The organism is Serratia sp. AR11, from assembly GCF_056376275.1.
The window spans coordinates 924,431-941,626 of record NZ_CM150739.1 but is presented as its reverse complement, the minus strand read 5'-3'; the positions used below and the strand labels follow the sequence as shown (position 1 = coordinate 941,626).

General features: G+C 57.8%; 16 protein-coding genes and 1 tRNA gene. 11 read left to right on the top strand and 6 right to left on the bottom strand.

The window, feature by feature from the left end:
- The first annotated feature begins 11 nt into the window (after nucleotides 1-11).
- From hpxX to ACSOSI_RS04415, 5 genes are all read left to right on the top strand, one after another.
- On the top strand, nucleotides 12-203 hold the full coding sequence (gene hpxX, locus ACSOSI_RS04435) for an oxalurate catabolism protein HpxX (protein WP_261099062.1): 192 nt from the start codon (nucleotides 12-14) through the stop codon (nucleotides 201-203).
- Nucleotides 200-1,600 carry an AtzE family amidohydrolase gene (locus ACSOSI_RS04430; protein WP_476706606.1) on the top strand — a complete coding sequence of 467 codons (1,401 nt, stop codon included), beginning with the start codon at nucleotides 200-202 and terminating at the stop codon, nucleotides 1,598-1,600. Before hpxX ends, ACSOSI_RS04430 begins: the two co-directional genes overlap by 4 nt.
- Nucleotides 1,601-1,603: 3 nt before the next feature.
- Nucleotides 1,604-1,990, top strand: coding sequence for an oxalurate catabolism protein HpxZ (gene hpxZ / locus ACSOSI_RS04425; protein ID WP_261099064.1), 387 nt, complete (start codon nucleotides 1,604-1,606; stop codon nucleotides 1,988-1,990).
- 85 nt (nucleotides 1,991-2,075) lie between these two features.
- Complete coding sequence (locus tag ACSOSI_RS04420) at nucleotides 2,076-2,354, top strand: CopG family ribbon-helix-helix protein (RefSeq protein WP_012005371.1); 279 nt, start codon at nucleotides 2,076-2,078, stop codon at nucleotides 2,352-2,354.
- Nucleotides 2,342-2,632 carry a type II toxin-antitoxin system RelE/ParE family toxin gene (locus tag ACSOSI_RS04415; protein WP_012005370.1) on the top strand — a complete coding sequence of 97 codons (291 nt, stop codon included), beginning with the start codon at nucleotides 2,342-2,344 and terminating at the stop codon, nucleotides 2,630-2,632. Before ACSOSI_RS04420 ends, ACSOSI_RS04415 begins: the two co-directional genes overlap by 13 nt.
- 9 nt (nucleotides 2,633-2,641) lie before the next feature.
- Here ACSOSI_RS04415 and ACSOSI_RS04410 read toward each other — a convergent pair whose 3' ends face one another.
- Complete coding sequence (locus tag ACSOSI_RS04410) at nucleotides 2,642-3,526, bottom strand: siderophore-interacting protein (RefSeq protein WP_476706605.1); 885 nt, start codon at nucleotides 3,524-3,526, stop codon at nucleotides 2,642-2,644.
- 5 nt (nucleotides 3,527-3,531) lie between these two features.
- Nucleotides 3,532-4,755, bottom strand: a complete 1,224-nt coding sequence (locus ACSOSI_RS04405) for an MFS transporter (protein WP_476706604.1) — start codon at nucleotides 4,753-4,755, stop codon at nucleotides 3,532-3,534.
- Nucleotides 4,756-4,892: 137 nt separating this feature from the next.
- Here ACSOSI_RS04405 and ACSOSI_RS04400 point away from each other — a divergent pair, with 137 nt between their 5' ends.
- Genes ACSOSI_RS04400 through ACSOSI_RS04380 form a run of 5 tightly spaced genes read left to right on the top strand, consistent with a single transcriptional unit; the run spans nucleotide 4,893 to nucleotide 12,929 of the window.
- Complete coding sequence (locus ACSOSI_RS04400) at nucleotides 4,893-6,638, top strand: IucA/IucC family protein (RefSeq protein WP_476706603.1); 1,746 nt, start codon at nucleotides 4,893-4,895, stop codon at nucleotides 6,636-6,638.
- Entirely contained in the window at nucleotides 6,635-7,585 is a 951-nt protein-coding gene (locus tag ACSOSI_RS04395; protein ID WP_115183223.1) for a GNAT family N-acetyltransferase, read from the top strand. The genes ACSOSI_RS04400 and ACSOSI_RS04395 overlap by 4 nt, the downstream gene beginning before the upstream one ends.
- Nucleotides 7,582-9,330, top strand: coding sequence for an aerobactin synthase IucC (iucC, locus tag ACSOSI_RS04390; protein ID WP_476706602.1), 1,749 nt, complete (start codon nucleotides 7,582-7,584; stop codon nucleotides 9,328-9,330). Before ACSOSI_RS04395 ends, iucC begins: the two co-directional genes overlap by 4 nt.
- Nucleotides 9,327-10,655: a lysine N(6)-hydroxylase/L-ornithine N(5)-oxygenase family protein gene (locus ACSOSI_RS04385; protein ID WP_012005364.1), complete on the top strand. Its 1,329-nt coding sequence runs from the start codon at nucleotides 9,327-9,329 to the stop codon at nucleotides 10,653-10,655. The genes iucC and ACSOSI_RS04385 overlap by 4 nt, the downstream gene beginning before the upstream one ends.
- 36 nt (nucleotides 10,656-10,691) lie before the next feature.
- Nucleotides 10,692-12,929, top strand: coding sequence for a TonB-dependent siderophore receptor (locus ACSOSI_RS04380; RefSeq protein WP_261408481.1), 2,238 nt, complete (start codon nucleotides 10,692-10,694; stop codon nucleotides 12,927-12,929).
- 63 nt (nucleotides 12,930-12,992) lie between these two features.
- On the opposite strand, the gene puuE is transcribed toward ACSOSI_RS04380, so the two are convergent.
- The 3 genes from puuE to ACSOSI_RS04365 are packed head-to-tail and all read right to left on the bottom strand — an operon-like array spanning nucleotide 12,993 to nucleotide 15,440.
- Nucleotides 12,993-13,931, bottom strand: coding sequence for an allantoinase PuuE (puuE, locus tag ACSOSI_RS04375; RefSeq protein WP_454889195.1), 939 nt, complete (start codon nucleotides 13,929-13,931; stop codon nucleotides 12,993-12,995).
- Between the two features lie 19 nt (nucleotides 13,932-13,950).
- A complete protein-coding gene (hpxA, locus tag ACSOSI_RS04370; protein ID WP_476706601.1) occupies nucleotides 13,951-14,694 on the bottom strand; it encodes an allantoin racemase in 744 nt (247 codons plus the stop codon).
- A complete protein-coding gene (locus tag ACSOSI_RS04365) occupies nucleotides 14,691-15,440 on the bottom strand; it encodes a GntR family transcriptional regulator (protein ID WP_126501327.1) in 750 nt (249 codons plus the stop codon). Before ACSOSI_RS04365 ends, hpxA begins: the two co-directional genes overlap by 4 nt.
- Nucleotides 15,441-15,606: 166 nt before the next feature.
- On the opposite strand from ACSOSI_RS04365, the gene ACSOSI_RS04360 reads away from it, so the two are divergent.
- Nucleotides 15,607-17,067 (top strand): NCS1 family nucleobase:cation symporter-1, encoded by a 1,461-nt coding sequence (locus ACSOSI_RS04360; protein WP_476706600.1) that lies wholly within the window; start codon nucleotides 15,607-15,609, stop codon nucleotides 17,065-17,067.
- A gap of 46 nt (nucleotides 17,068-17,113) precedes the next feature.
- On the opposite strand, the gene ACSOSI_RS04355 is transcribed toward ACSOSI_RS04360, so the two are convergent.
- Nucleotides 17,114-17,190, bottom strand: a tRNA-Asp gene (locus ACSOSI_RS04355).
- Nucleotides 17,191-17,196 lie beyond the last annotated feature (6 nt).

Below are 17,196 nucleotides of genomic sequence, written 5' to 3'. Positions count from 1 at the left end.
AGGGGATCCCCATGAACCATCCACCTGCCACCGACTGGGCGGCTTATATCAGCCAGATGGAAAACATACTGGCCCTGCAGCTCAATGACGTGCGCCGCCAGGAACTGCTGATCCAATTCAACCGCATCGCCGCAATGGCAGAGCCGCTGATGGCCTTGCCGCTCGATCAGCGTCTGGAAATTGCCGGGGTATATCGAGCATGAATCCAATCAGCACACTGTCGATCGCCGAGATCCGCGCCGCCCTGCAGCAAGGTGCGATTTCCGCCCGTGAGGTAGCCCAGCAAACGCTGGATAATATCGACACCCAAAACCCTTCGCTTAACGCCTATACCCACGTCACCCGTGAACGTATGCTGACGGAGGCCGATAATCTCGATCGTGCCCGTGCCAAAGGGCAAGCGCTACCCAGCCTGGCGGCCATTCCTTATGCGGTGAAAAATCTGTTCGATGTCACCGGGGAAACCACCCTGGCCGGTGCCAGCCTGTTTTGCGATAACCCACCCGCCAAACAAGATGCCTGGGTGGTGAACCGGCTGGCGGCACAGGGCGCGCTGCTCTCCGGCATGCTGAATATGGACGCCTATGCCTACGGTTTCACCACCGAAAACAGCCACTACGGCGCGACGCGTAACCCACACGACACCACGCGTATTGCCGGGGGCTCCTCTGGGGGTTCAGCGGCTGCGGTCGCCGCCGGGCTGGTAACATTTTCACTCGGCAGCGATACCAACGGCTCAATACGCGTGCCCTCTTCGCTGTGCGGCATCTTCGGGCTGAAGCCGACCTTTGGCCGCCTGTCGCGCAGCGGCAGCCAGCCGTTTGTCGCCAGTCTGGATCATGTCGGCCCCTTTGCCCGGCGGGTGCGCGATCTGGCCGCGGTGTATGACGTGATGCAGGGCACCGATATCGAAGACCGCTTCCAGGCGGAAAAACCGATCACCCAAACCGAGTCGCTGCTGCCGCGTGGCCAACAAGGGTTACGTTGCGCGGTGCTGGCCGGCTATTTCCAGCAATGGTGCAATGAAGACGCCAAAGCGGCGGTGCAGCAGGTCGCTCAGGCGCTGGAGGCCGTCGCCGAAGTCGAACTGCCCCAGGCTGAACTGGCGCGCTCGGCGGCGTTTATTCTCACCGCCGCCGAGGGAGGTAACCAGTATCTGCCGCAGTTGCGCAACCAACCCGAGCGCTTTGAACCGCTGTCGCGCGAGCGGCTGCTTGCCGGGGCCATGCTGCCCGCCGCCTGGTACCTGCAGGCACAACGTTTCCGCACCCATTTCCAGCAGCAGGTATTGCCGCTGTTTGAACACTGGGACATTCTGATCGCCCCGGCCACGCCGTGCGCCGCAACGGTCATTGGTCAGGAAACCCTACGTATCAACGGCACCGACCTGCCGATCCGTGCCGGCATGGGCATGCTGACACAGCCGATCTCCTTTCTCGGCCTGCCGGTGGTGACGGTGCCGCTGAAAACCGCGGCGGGGCTACCGATCGGGCTGCAGCTTATCGCACCGCCATGGCGTGAAGATCTGGCACTGCGAGCCGCCTATGCGCTGGAACAACGCGACGTAGCTACCTGTGTTTTACCAGGGAAACAGGATTAACTAATGAAGAGTGAATATATCGATCGGCCGGCAGTGCTGGCAGAAGTGAATGCCGCCTTTTATCGTTACGAACAGGCGTTGACTGGCAATGATATTGAGGTATTGGACGAGCTGTTTTGGCACGATGGGCGCACCGTCCGTTATGGTGCGACGGAGAATTTGTACGGTATCGAACAGATCCGCGACTTCCGCCAACAGCGGCCCTCAAAAGGGCTGGATCGCGTACTGGAAAACACCGTCATCACCACCTACGGTGATGATATGGCGGTCGCCAGCACCGAATTCCGTCGCCCCGGCAGCGACAGTGTCGGCCGGCAGATGCAAACCTGGGTCAAACTGCCCTGCGGCTGGCGCATCGTCGCCGCGCATGTGAGTTTGATGGCGGAATAATCGCGATTGCACAAAAATTGGACAGCCATACTCAGTCCGCCGTATAGTAGCCAAAGGTATTACCTTTAGCTAACTGGGGCGACCAATGACAAGTGCAACATCGATTAAAATTGATGAACAACTGAAGCAGCGGGTGCAGCAAATTGCGGCTACACGCCAGCGCAGCGCGCACTGGATAATGCGCGAGGCGATCCGCGAATATGTCGAACGAGAAGAAAAACGCGAAGCGCTGCGCAAAGATGCGTTACAGGCATGGGAAGTCTATCAGGCAAATGGTAAACATCTGTCTCAGGAAGAGGCCGATAATTGGCTCATCAGCCTGGAAAAAGGTGATGATACGGAGATCCCGGAGTGCCACAACTGATATGGACGCCTGCAGCGCTACAAGATATTCAGCGATTGTACCGATTTCTGGCGGAGAAAGACCTCAACTCCGCAAAGAGGGCCGTTGCCACCATCCGTCACAGCGTCAATATCCTCGCTCACCAACCGCAGGTAGGTCGCCCGGTTGAAGAGATGGATACGGAATTTAGAGAATGGCCGATCGATTTCGGCAACAGTGGTTATATCGCGCTATATCATTTTGATGGCCACACCGCAGTACTGCTGGCGGTGCGCCACCAAAGTGAAGCCGGCTATTGAAGGATTAGCTCAACACCAATAGGCCATAAAGTTAACGGTGGAACGGTCCAAATCGCGTTCGCCAATCAGGTAACGGCGCAACGCCTTCACCGCTGAAGACTCCGCCGCGACCCAGGCGTAGAAGCTTTTCGCCCCTTCGGCCCGTTCCCACAGCAGGTCGCCACCCAGGCTGTTTTCGGTCAGCGACTGTGACTGCGTACGCGCCGACTCTGGAATATTCACCCGCTGGCGCACCGATTCCACCAGCAAGGTGCCGTGCATCTGCTGATGCCCCACGTCACGCGGTAACCAATACACCTCGGCAAACGGGAAGCGGTCCATATTCAGGCAGTCACCCGCGACCGGCACTTCAAAGAACGCCTGCACTCTTGGTGGATTCGCCTGCTGCGCCAGCTGTTCCAAAATACCCACTGCCGCCGGCACCGCAGTTTCATCGGCGATCAGCAGTGCCTGTTGCAATGCGCTTGGCGGTGCCCATTCATAACCGCCGCTGTCGCCGTCAAAATCGGCATTGGGCGCAACCACCTGCAGGGTATCACCCGGTTTGGCCTCGGTCGCCCAGGCGGAAGCCGGGCCGTTGACGCCATGCAACACAAACTCGACGTCCATCTGATTCTGTTCACTGCGCAATGCGCGCAGCGTGTAAGTACGCATCACCGGGCGCTGTTCTTTGGGTATCGCCATATAATGACGATACCAGTCGTCGCTATTTTCCAGACAGGAAAGTTGGCCATTCTCGGCCGGGAACAACAGTTTGATGCGCTGATCCGGCGCCTCCAGCTTCATGCGGTGGACGTCCGGTCCTTCGAAAACGCAGCGCAGTAAGGAAGGCGATATGTTTTCTTTTACTTTCAGTGTGATATCAAAAACTCTGTAGCTTGATGCGCCGGACATAGCTGTTACTCTCCCGCAGAATTTACCCTGACACGGTGCTGGCACCACAGCCAGCCGCTGATACCGCCCAACAGGACCGCCATCGTCAGAGCCGCCGCAATCAGCTGCGACTCACCATAAAACCTGGCCACCACCGGCACCATCAGCGCGCTCAGACCGTAACCCAGCGTGTGGCTGGTGGCGATGGCTCCCGACCCTTTGCCGGTGGACAATTTATCATTCAACAATAGCTGGTAGCCCGGTGTCGCCATAGCCGCGCCAAAGGAAGCCAACGCACAACCGGCATAGAACAACGCCAGCGGCTCAGCGCACATCAGGCCCAATCCGACCACCATCAATACCGCAGCAAGCAGCAGCAGTTGTGACGCGCTAAAGCGCTGTGGGCGCACCACCAGAAACTGTGCCAACAGGGTACAACCCGCCGCTACGCTCAACAGCACCGCCACATGATGGCTAACGCTGGTGGCAGAGTGGCTGAATAAACGGCTCAAATGCGGCACCAACCCGAGTTGCATCAGGCTGACCGAAGCCGCCAACAGCACCGCGCACAGCAGATAAGGCACCATATTGAGGCGCAGTCGGTTTTGCTGATGGGCCACCGGTGGCAAAGGGGGATCGTTATGCTGGCGGCATATCACCAGCAGGGCGATTAATGGCGCAAGCGCCATCAGCCACAGCGGTGCCATCGGATGAATCGACAACGCCAACGCGGCGCACAGGGGGCCAAGCAGCCGCCCGCAGCTCAGCCCGGAGCTGATGGTCGCCAGCGCCGACATACGTTGCTCATAACCGGCCCGCTGCAGGGCCCAGGTCTGACTGGCAGGCACCATGCCGGACACCGTCAAACCATAGATAATCCGTGCCACGATCAGGGCGCCCAATCCCGTCATCGGCGAAAGCCAGCCTGCCGCCAGCCCCCAAACCGCCAGTGCCAGCAAGGCAAAACTGAACAAATACCCTGCTAACGCCATGGTGACCACAAACTTGCAGCCGCGAACTTCGGACTGCTTGCCCCACCACGGCGAGCCGACCAGAAACAGCATTGAGCCGAGCGTGAGTAACCCGGCCCAGACGGAAAGCGATAGATGAGTCATGCTGACCAATACCGGCAATGCCACCAGCAGGCCGTTTTGCCCGATGCCCAACAACCCGGCACAAAGCGCCAGTGGCCAGTTGGAAGGAGACGTATTCCCAATTGTCGGTGATTTAGGGGGAGAAGAAATATGCATCAAACGTAAATTTACCGTTAATAAAATTATAAGGTTATGTTCAATTCATTGAAAAATTGTATCATAGGATGATTGATAACAATAAATATTATTGATATAAGAATCATTCTCAATTGATTCAATAGTGAAATGGGATCATGACAATCCAGTTTGAAACCGCGGCGACCGACGTGGCTGCACAATGTTTTCTCAACGCATTGATGCGTGAAACCCGGGACTGGCAAATCGTTCCGGCGGCCAGCCACCAACAGTATCCGCAACTGCACATTCCACTTTCGCCTTCTCAGGCTATTCGCATCGCTTTACGCCATACCTCCCCCACTCAGCATCACCAGTACCTGTTCCCCGCTTATCTGTATCAGCAGGATGACGGTGCAGGGGTTGCGCTGAGCGTGGAACAGCTTATCTCCTTGCTGTTGGAAAAACCGGCGGTGAAAGGCGAACTGTCGGATGACGTGGTGGCCCGTTTCCGCCAGCGTGTACTGGAAAGTCATGAAAATACCCAGCAGGCGATCAATATCCGTCTGGACTGGCCTGCGCTGCGCGACAAGCCGCTGAACTTCGCCCAGGCGGAACAGGGGCTGCTGGTCGGTCACGCCTTTCACCCGGCACCGAAGTCTCATGAGCCATTCAACCATCAGCAGGCGCACCGCTATCTGCCGGATTTTGCCGCCAGCTTCCCGCTGCGTTGGTTTGCCGTCGATAAACGCCAACTGTGCGGCGACAGCCTGAATCTGACGCTGCAGCAGCGCCTGCAACGTTTTGCCGCCGAAAGTGCCCCGCAGCTGTTGGCACACTTTAGCGATAACGTCTGGCTGCTACCGATGCATCCGTGGCAGGCCGACCATTTACTGACGCAGAACTGGTGCCAGGATCTGGTGACCCAGGGGCTGCTGCAGGATCTGGGCGAAGCCGGCGAACGCTGGCTGCCTACCAGTTCTTCACGCTCGCTGTACAGCGCCAGTAACCGTGACATGATCAAATTCTCCCTCAGCGTGCGCCTGACCAACTCGGTGCGCACCCTGTCGGTAAAAGAAGTGAAGCGCGGGATCCGTCTGGCACGTCTGGCGCAAACCCCGCGCTGGCAACAGTTGCAGGCGCGCTATCCGACCTTCCGCGTAATGCAGGAAGACGGCTGGGCCGGTCTTCGCTCGGCAGACGGCACCGTCCAGGAAGAAAGCCTGATGGCGCTGCGCGATAACCTGCTGTTCGACCAGCCACAAAGCCAGACCAACGTGTTGGTGACCCTGACCCAGGCCGCGCCGGATGGCGGCGACAGCCTGCTGGCTGCAGCGGTACGCCGTTTGGCCAGCCGCCTGAATCTGCCGTTGCAACAAGCCGCCCACACCTGGCTGGATGCCTACTGCCAACAGGTGTTGCTGCCGCTGTTCAGTACCGAAGCCGATTACGGGCTGGTGCTGCTGGCTCACCAGCAAAACATTCTGGTAGAGATGCAGCAGGACCTGCCGATCGGCATGCTGTATCGCGACTGTCAGGGCAGTGGTTTTACCCGTGACGCTGGCCCCTGGCTGGAGGAGATTGGCGAAGCCGATGCGGAAAACCGCTTCAGCGAGCAACAGTTGCTGCGCTACTTCCCTTACTACCTGCTGGTGAACTCCAGCCTGGCGGTCACCGCCGCACTGGCTGCGGCCGGTTTCGACAGTGAAGAGGCATTGATGGCCCGGGTACGTGACGCACTGAGCGGCCTGCGCGCCAACGCCAAAAACACCCTGTGCCTGGACTACGTGCTCGACAGCAGCCACTGGAACTGTAAAGGCAACTTCTTCTGTTACCTGCACGACCATAACGAAAACACCATCGTTGATCCGGCGGTGATTTACTTTGATTTCGTTAACCCGCTGCGCCAGGGAGCCGCCCAATGATGCCGCACGCCAAACTGATGCATGCCGGCAGCGGTTTCCGCTGTGAACGGCTGGAACGGGAGTTGCAGCTTGGCCTCGGTCTCGACGGTAGCGCCGTGCTGCACTATCCAGGCCCACTGCCACAGGGCTGGCTGGTTCAAGCGTTAGACCAGTTACTGGTGGCCGCGCCGCAGCTCAGCGGTGTCACGCTGCCTTACGCGCAATGGCGTGAAGAACCGCAGGCGCAGGCGCTGTTCGCGTTGGCCAGCGGTGACTATCTGGCACGCGAAACCTTTTATCAATTGCCACTGTGGCTGATGGCTGAACGCAACCGCGCCTCCGGCCAGATGCAGTATGACGCCGAACGCAGCCTGTGGTACCCACAGCGCCCGGCGCGTCCCAACGGTGAGGTGTACCGCCGTTACGATCCGCAGTTGAAGAAAACCCTCAGTTTCCGCCTGCCGGAAGTGGAACGCGACGCCGAACAGTTCACCCGCTGGATGAATTCACCGCGCGTTGACGCCTTCTGGGAAATGAGCGGCCCGCTCGAAACCCAGGCCGCCTACCTGCAGCGTCAACTGGATTCCAGCTACTGCTACCCGTTGCTGGGTTGCTTTGACGATCGCCCGTTCGGCTATTTCGAAGTTTATTGGGCGCCGGAGGATCGCATTGGCCGCCACTATCGCTGGCAACCCTTCGATCGTGGGCTGCACATGCTGGTGGGTGAAGAAGACTGCCGCGGTGCGCAGTACATCCGCAGTTGGCTGCGCGGCCTGACGCATTACTTGTATCTGGATGAGCCCCGCACCACGCGGGTGGTCGCCGAGCCGCGTGCCGACAACCAACGCCTGTTCCGTCACCTGCCTGCCGCCGGTTATCACACCCTTAAAGAGTTTGATTTCCCACATAAGCGTTCGCGTTTGATCGTGAATCAGCGTGCCGAATTCTTCCAGGAGACCTGCGTATGATGACGCCAGATTACGCCGACTGGCAGCGCGTTAACCGCCAGATGATCGCCAAGATCCTCGCCGAGCTGGAATACGAGCGCGCGCTGCAGGCCGAACATCACGACGGGCAATGGCACATTGCGCTGGGCGACGCCCACTACCGCTTCAGCGCCGAACGCGGCATCTGGGGCTGGCTGCACATCGATCCGGCTTCGCTGGCCTGCGATCAATCGCCGTTAGCCGCCGACCAAACGCTGCGCCAACTGGCACAGGTGTTGAAGATGGACGATGCGCAGGTCGCAGAACATCTGGAAGACCTGTACGCCACGTTGCGCGGCGATATGCAGTTGCTGTCTGCCCGTCACGGTATGAGTGCGCAGGATCTGATCGCACTGGACGCCGATGCGCTGCAATGCCTGCTGGCCGGACATCCCAAGTTTATCTTTAATAAAGGTCGTCGTGGTTGGGGCCTGACCGCGCTGCAGCAGTATGCCCCGGAATACCAGGGCCAGTTTCGCCTGCACTGGGTGGCGGCCAAGCGTGGCAGCTTCGTCTGGTGTGCTGATGAAGCATATCCGCTGACCCAGTTGCTCGATAGCGCCATGGACAGCGCCGAACGCCAGCGCTTCGACCACCGCTGGCGCGAGCTGAAACTGACCCATGACTGGATCCCGGTGCCCCTGCATCCGTGGCAGTGGCAGCAAAAGATCGCGCTGCACTTCCTGCCGCAGTTGGCCGAAGGTGAACTGGTGGAGTTGGGGGAATTTGGTGACAACTATTTGGCACAGCAATCGTTGCGTACCCTGACCAATATCAGCCGCCGCTCCGCGTTCGACATCAAACTGCCGCTGACCATTTACAACACTTCGTGTTATCGCGGTATTCCGGGTAAGTACATCAGCGCCGGGCCGGCCGCTTCCCGCTGGCTGCAGCAGATCTTTTCCGAAGACAGCACGCTGCGTGCCAGCGGCGCCGAAATCCTGGGTGAACCGGCGGCGGGTTATATGACCCACCCAACCTACGCATCCCTGGCCAAAGCCCCCTACCGCTATCAGGAAATGCTTGGCGTGATCTGGCGTGAGAACCCTTCTTGCTATCTGCAGGAGGGTGAGCAAGCCATTTTGATGGCGACGCTGATGGAAACCGACAACCAAGGCCAGCCGCTGATCGCCGCCTATATTGCTCGCTCCGGCCTGAGCGCTGAAGCCTGGCTGCAACAGATGTTCAGCGTGGTGGTGTTGCCGATGTATCACCTGATGTGCCGCTACGGCGTGGCGCTGATCGCCCACGGGCAGAACATCACGCTGGTGATGAAAGACCACGTGCCGCAACGCGTGCTGCTTAAAGACTTCCAGGGAGATATGCGCCTGGTGGATAAGGACTTCCCCGAAGCGGCGACGCTGCCGAAAGTCGTCAAGGACGTCACCGTGCGTCTGTCCGCCGACTACCTGATCCATGACTTGCAAACCGGGCATTTCGTCACCGTGTTGCGCTTTATCTCACCGCTGATGCAGGCCTGCGGAGTCAGTGAAGCCCGTTTCTATCAGCTGCTGGCGCAGGTGCTGGAAGGCTATATGGCACGGCACCCGGAGATGGCGGAACGTTTTGCCCTGTTTGATCTGTTTAAACCACAAATCATTCGCGTGGTGCTCAACCCGGTGAAACTCACCTACTCGGAGCAGGATGGCGGCAGCCGTATGTTGCCAAACTATCTGCAGGATCTGGATAACCCTCTTTACCTGGTCACCAAGGAGTTTGCCCAATGAATCAGCCCCTGGATTTCATCGGCATTGGCGTAGGTCCGTTCAACCTCAGTATTGCCGCTCTCGGCAGTGAAGTTGCCGGTTTTAACAGTAAATTTCTCGAGCGCAAACCGCACTTTTCCTGGCACCCCGGCATGATGGTGCCGGATTGCCATATGCAGACCAGTTTCCTCAAGGATCTGGTCAGCGCGGTATCGCCGACCAATCCCTACAGCTTTATTAACTATCTGGTGAAACGGAAGAAATTTTACCGTTTCCTGACAACCGAGCTGCGCACGGTGTCGCGCGAAGAGTTTGCCGACTACCTCGACTGGGCCGCCAATGGCCTGAAGTCGCTCGAGTTCAGCCAGGACATTCAAAGCGTGGATTTTGACGACCAGCAGCGGCAATTTGTCGTCACCACCCAGCGCGCCACCTACCGGGCACGCCACGTCTGTCTGGGCATCGGCAAACGCATCAAGCTGCCGGACTGCGTTACCGAACAAAACGATCGCTGCTTCCATGCCAGCGAGATGACGTTGCGTAACCCGGATCTGACCGGCAAGCGCGTCACCATCGTCGGCGGCGGCCAGAGCGGTGCCGATCTGTTCCTGAACATCTTCCGCGCCGAGTGGGGCCAGCCGGCGCAGTTGAACTGGATCTCGCGTCGCAACAACTATAACGCCCTGGATGAAGCCGCTTTCGCCAACGAGTACTTCACCCCGGACTACGTTGACAGCTTCTATGGCCTGAACGACAGCGCCAAACAGCGCATGCTGACCGAGCAGAAGATGACTTCTGACGGCATCACCAGCGACTCGCTGTTAGCTATTTACCGGGCGATGTACCACCAGTTTGAAGTGCTGCGCGAAAAGCCCTGGGCGCACCTGTTACCCAGCCGCTCGCTGGCGGCGATCCAGGCCGCAGGCAACGGCTGGCAGTTAGTGACCCACCATCATCTCGATCAGGGCAAAGAAACCTTCGATACCGACGTGGTGATCTTCGCCACCGGCTATCAGCAGGATCGTCCGGCTTTCCTTGAGCCGCTGGCGGACCGTCTGTTAACCACCGCCGATGACCAGTACCGCGTGGCCCCCGACTTCACCCTGGAGTGGCAAGGCCCCAGCGAAAATTGCCTGTTTGCGGTGAACGCCGGTATGCACAGTCACGGCATCGCCGAACCCCAGCTCAGCCTGATGGCCTGGCGTTCGGCTCGTATTCTCAACCGGGCTTTAGGACGCGACCAGTTCGATTTAACGTCCACCCCGGCGGTGATCCAATGGCGCAGCCAGCAACCGGGCACCCCAGCCCGAGCGACACACGCCATGCTCAATTACACCGAGTTTTAACTACACACCAATGATGGGAAACACTGGAAGATAATGATGAAGCGCAAACACCTCTGGGTATTAAATCCTTGTCTGCTGGCGATGATCGCACCAGCAGCAGCCTGGGCAGAAGAACAAAAAAGCGAAGAGCAAATGGTGGTTTCCGCCAGCCGTGCGCACCGTACCGTAGCAGAAATGGCGCAGACCACCTGGGTGATTGAGAGCCAGGAAATTGAGCAACAGGTACAGGGCGGCAAAGAGATCAAGGATATGCTGGCGCAGTTGATCCCGGGGATGGACGTCAGCGGTCAGGGCCGAACCAACTACGGCATGAACCTGCGTGGCCGTTCAATGATGGTGATGATCGACGGCGTGCGTTTGAACTCTTCGCGCAGCGACAGCCGCCAGTTGGATTCGATCGACCCGTTTAATATCGACCACATTGAAGTAATCTCCGGTGCCACCTCGCTGTACGGCGGCGGCAGCACCGGCGGTTTGATCAACATCGTCACCAAAAAAGGCCAGAAAGAGCAGCAGGTTGAGCTGCAGATCGGCGGAAAAACCGGCTTTGGCGGCCATAACGACCACGACGAAAACGTGGCGGCGGCGGTCAGCGGCGGCAACGATAATGCCTCGGGCCGCCTGTCGGTCTCTTACCAGCGCTACGGCGGCTGGTACGACGGCAAGGGCAATGAAGTCTTGATCGACAATACCCAGACTGGCCTGCAATATTCCGATCGCCTCGACGTGATGGGTACCGGCACCATTAATATCGACGATCACCAGCAGCTGCAACTGACCACCCAGTATTACAAAAGCCAGTCCGACGGCGACCACGGCCTGTTCCTGGGGGAGAATTTCTCCGCGGTGACCGGCAGCGCCAAAGCTTATAACAGCGGCAACCTGAATTCGGACCGTATTCCTGGCACTGAACGTCACCTGATCAACCTGCAGTACTCCAATACCGATTTCCTCGGGCAGGATCTGGTGGCGCAGGTTTATTATCGCGATGAGTCGCTGACCTTCTACCCGTTCCCGACGCTGGCGGGCAAAGCACCGGACTACTACGTCAGCAGCATCGGTGCCTCGCAGCAGAAAACCGATTTTTACGGCGGCAAGCTGACGCTGAACAGCAAACCGATCGACGCCCTGACGCTGACCTACGGCATCGACGCCGAGCATGAAACTTTCAATTCCAACCAGCAGTTCTTCGATCTGGCCAAGGCGCAACAGTCCGGCGGCATGGACTTGCAAAACGCCTATAACACCGGGCGTTACCCAGGCTACACCACCAGCAATTTGGCCACCTTTATGCAGGCCAGTTACGATATCAACCCTATCTTTACCCTAAGCGGCGGTGTGCGTTATCAGTACACTGAAAACAAGATTGATGACTTTGTTGGCTATAACCAACAGCAGGCCATCGCCACCGGCGGCGCGACCTCAGCGGACGCGATCCCAGGTGGGAAAACCGACTATAACAACGCCCTGTTCAACGCCGGCCTGCTGGCGCACCTGACCGAACGCCAACAGACCTGGGTCAACTTCTCGCAGGGTTACGAGATCCCGGATCCGGGCAAATATTACGGCAACGGCACTTATTCGCTGAACAACGGCCACTATCAGTTGAACAAAAGCGTCAACGTCGGCGATTCCAAGCTGGAAGGCATTAAGGTTAACTCTTATGAGCTCGGCTGGCGCTATACCGGTGACAACCTGCGTACGCAGATCGCCGGCTACTACTCACTGTCTGATAAGAGCATTTCGATCAACAAAACCGATATGACCATCAACGTCAATTCGGATAAGCGTCGTATCTACGGGGTGGAAGGCGCGGTCGATTACTTCTTCGAAGACAGTGACTGGAGCGCGGGCACCAACTTCAACTTCATTCGCTCCGAGACCAAGGTCAACGGCGAGTGGAAAAAACTGTTGGTGGACACGGCAAGCCCATCGAAAGTCACCGCCTATGTCGGCTGGGCACCGGGCGACTGGAACCTGCGCCTGCAGTCACAACAGAGCTTCGATGTCTCGGATGACGGTGATTACACCAAGGCCGGCTCCACTCAGGGCCGCAAAATTGATGGCTACAACACCATCGATTTCCTCGGCAGCTATGCCCTGCCAGTGGGTAAACTCAGCTTTAGCGTAGAGAACCTGCTGGACAAGGAATACACCACCGTCTGGGGCCAGCGCGCACCGATCCTTTATAGCCCAACCTACGGCTCACCAGAGCTTTACAGCTATAAAGGCCGTGGCCGCACCTTTGGTCTGAACTACTCCGTACTGTTCTGATCCCTGCCTGGGCGCATTTTCGCGCCCAAACAGAATGAAGAAAGGGCCACTTCGGCCCTTTCTTCATTTCTTGAACGGGTGCTGCGCGACCCAGTGCTCGGCGATATCCTGCCGCCGGCATACCCAAACCCGATCGTGTTGCTCGATATAATCCAGAAAACGCTGCAATGCGCGAAACTTGCCAGGACGCCCCAGCAAGCGACAATGCATGCCGATCGACAGCATCTTCGGCGACTCTGCCCCTTCGGCATACAGCACGTCAAAACTGTCTTTAAGATAGGTAAAGAACTGTTCGCCGGTGTTAAACCCCTGCGGCGAAGCGAAACGCATGTCGTTAGTCTCTAGCGTATAGGGCACGATCAAATGCGGTTTCTTCTCGCCATTGGCGCACTGCACCTCGGTCCAGAACGGCAGGTCGTCGCCGTAATAGTCGCTGTCGTACAGTAAACCTCCTTGTTCCACCACCAACCGACGAGTATTCGGGCTATCGCGACCGGTATACCAGCCGAGCGGCGCCTTGCCGAACAGATCGCGCAGTACGGTGATGGCCTGCTGCATATGCTGCCGTTCGGTCGCTTCATCCATATGTTGATAGTGGATCCAGCGCCAACCGTGGCTGACTACGTCGTAATCGGCGTTTTTAATCGCTTCAACCACCAACGGATTACGCGCCAGTGCCATTCCCACGCCAAACACCGTCAACGGCAGACCACGGCGCTGAAACTCATGATGAATGCGCCAGAAACCAGCACGTGAACCATATTCGTACAAGGAATCCATCGACATATGCCGTTCGGGATAACTGGCAGCACCAATGATATCGGAGAGAAACTGTTCCGAACCGGCGTCGCCGTGCAGCACGTTATTTTCAGCGCCTTCTTCGTAGTTGAGAACAAACTGCACCGCGATTCGCGCCTGACCAGGCCAACCAGCGTGCGGCGGACGACCACCGTAGCCGATTAAATCTCGGGGATAATCTTGATTGAACTGGAACTCACCCATCGCTGTTTCCCTTTACTGATTACCCGCTAAAACTGCCAAACATACCGGACAAGGGTTTTGCCCGCGGAAAATCCAGATCGCCGTGTTTGCTGGTGCTCAGACCAAGGGCATTCAACGACTCGATCATTTTCACCGCGGCGCTGACACCGTCGATCACCGGGATCCCCAGCTCCAGCGTCAGTTCACGCGCCAAATCCGCCATGCCGCCACAACCGAGCACAATCGCGCCGCTGCCGTCCTGTTGTTTTGCCTGGATGCACTGTTCACGTACCTTTTGCTGCGCCAGACCACTTCCATCTTCCAGCGCCAACACCGGCAGGTCGATCGCATGCAACGCGGCGCAGTGTCGCTCAAAACCATATTGATGCAGTAAATGTCGTGCGATAACCAACGTACGCGGCAGCGTGGTGACGATGGAAAAACGCGTCGCCACCAGCGTCGCCATATGCATTGCCGCCTCGGCGATGCCAATCACCGGCCGGTTTGCCAACTCCCGCGCCGCCAGCAGGCCCGGATCGCCGAAACAGGCGATGACATGGCCGCTGACTCCCGCATCTCGGCCCAACTTCACCTGCTGCAATACGCCGATCGCAGCAATGGCTTCGTCAAAATGCCCTTCTATTGACGGCGCCCCTTCCTGTGGGCAAACCGCCAGGATCTTGGTTCCCGGCGAGGCCACCGAACGGGCAGCGGCAGCAATGGTTTCCGTCATTACCCGGCTGGTATTTGGATTGATGACCTGAATGATGCAGTCAGCGATCATAGCGGTTCCCTCGAGCCGGATTCGGCAAATATCCGGGCAAAATCCGGCGTTTCATTTGCACCATGATCAAACCGCAGGTTGGCCACGATGTCGTCAAAATGGCGGGCCATATGATCCGCCAGCGCCACACTGTCTTTGTCGCGCAACAGCCCCAGCAGATCACCGTGGTCGTGGCAACGACAACCCTGCTGCCAGGGCGAGCCGTAAACGGCTATCACCAACGATGAACGCAGTGTGAGCAGCGAAACCATCTCGGTCAGCACCTGATTACCGGCGATCGCTTGCAATTGAACGTGGAACGCGGCGGACAGGCGGATCGCCGCCGCACCGTCCTGATCGCGGTGCGCCTGCTGTTCCTGCGCCACTAGCTCTGCCATCGCCAGCAAATGCTCTTCTTTGCAGTGGGTAACCACCTGCGGCAGGTTGGCGCACTCCAGCATTTTTCTCGTCTGGAAAACATTCGCCGCTTCGTCCTGCCCCGGCGTGGCAACCTGTGCACCACGTTTGGGCAGTTGAGTGACCAGTTGCACTGCGGCAAGGCGCTGCAGCACCCGCCGGATGCCGGTTCGGCTGACGCCAAAAGTCTCCGCCAACGCTTCTTCCGGCAATTTGCTGCCGGGCAGCAACCGATGTTCGACGATGGCTTTCACCAGCGAGTTGTAAATGCAATCGTCTTTATCTTCAATGAAATAACTGGCCTGTTGCCCATGCCACGCGGCGTTAGTGTCGATCGCTGTACCGATCATTTTTCTGCTCCCCGTCCCCTTCAATCGTCAAATCGTATACAAGAATTAGATATTTTGTATACAAAAAAGAGCAGTCTGGCCTGGATCCTGCAAATGCCCTCTCAGCAATCTTTGCCAAAAAACAGATAACAACATCCGGGTGACGTTCTTGAGAGGAGCACGATTTATGCCAAACCCTAATGAAAACTACAGTCCCAAGCTGTGCAACGACGATCTGGCACCCACGCGTGACCAGAACTGGAGCTGGTACAACATATTTTCTTTCTGGATGTCCGATGTACACAGCATGGGCGGCTATGTGGTGGCCGCCAGCTTTTTCGCCCTCGGCCTGTCGAGTTGGCAGGTTTTGATTTGTCTGCTGGTAGGGATTTGCATCGTGCAGTTTTGCGCAAACCTGGTGGCTAAGCCCAGCCAACTCGGCGGCGTGCCCTACGCCGTATTAAGCCGCCAGGCGTTTGGCGTGTTCGGCGCCAATATTCCGGCGGTGATCCGCGGTATGATCGCCTTCGCCTGGTACGGCATCCAAACTTATCTGGCCTCCAACGCGTTGATGCTGACGCTGCTGAAATTCTTCCCGTCGCTGGAACCGATGACCCAGCCGCATTTCCTCGGGCTGTCGCAGCTTGGCTGGGGCTGTTACATCATCATGTGGCTGTTGCAGGCGATGGTGTTTTGGCACGGTATGCAGGCAATCAAGCGTTTTATCGATATCGCCGGACCGGCGGTTTACCTGGTGATGTTTGCGCTGGCGGGCTGGATTGTTTATCGCGTCGGTTTCTCCAACCTTTCCCTCACGCTGTCGAGCAAAAACCTGAGCACCGGCGAACAGGGCTGGCTGATGCTGACCGCGACCGCGCTGGTGGTGTCCTACTTCTCCGGCCCGCTGCTTAACTTCGGCGACTTTACCCGCTACGGCAAAAGCTTTGCCGAAGTGCAGCGCGGTAACCGTTGGGGCTTGCCGTTCAACTATCTGCTGTTCTCATTGGTGACCGTGGTGATCGTTTCCGGCACCCTGCCGCTGTTTGGGCAACTGATCACCGACCCGATCGAAACCGTTACCCGTCTCGACAGCGATATTGCCGTCGCCCTGGGTTTGCTGACCATGATTGTCGCCACTATCGGCATCAATATTGTGGCCAACTTTGTCTCACCGGCGTTTGATTTTTCCAACTGCTCGCCGCAGAAGATCAGCTTCCGCACCGGCGGGATGATCGCCGCCGTCGGCTCATTCCTGCTGACACCGTGGAACCTGTTCCAGTCACCCGAACTGATTCATTACACGCTGGACGTATTGGCTGCCTTTATCGGCCCGCTGTTCGGTATTCTGTTGGTCGACTTTTACATCATCAAGCGCGGTGAATTGCACGTCGACGATTTGTATAACGCCACGCCAAACGGCCGTTACTGGTACAAGAACGGGTTCAATCCGAATGCGATTTGGGCGCTGGTGCCGTCAGTGGTGATCGGGTTGGCGATCAGTTTTACGCCGAGTCTGCATCAGGTGGCGAACTTCAGTTGGTTTATCGGGGCGGCACTGGGTGGGGGATGTTATCGAATCATTGCCCGTCGCGAATGGGCAGCCAATCAGGCGGTAACCTTTGCCAAGGCGGAATTAAGCAAAGATTAAAAACAACGAAGCCCTGAGTTATTACTAACTCAGGGCTTCTTAATGTTGGCGGAACGGACGGGGCTCGAACCCGCGACCCCCTGCGTGACAGGCAGGTATTCTAACCAACTGAACTACCGCTCCGCGCCG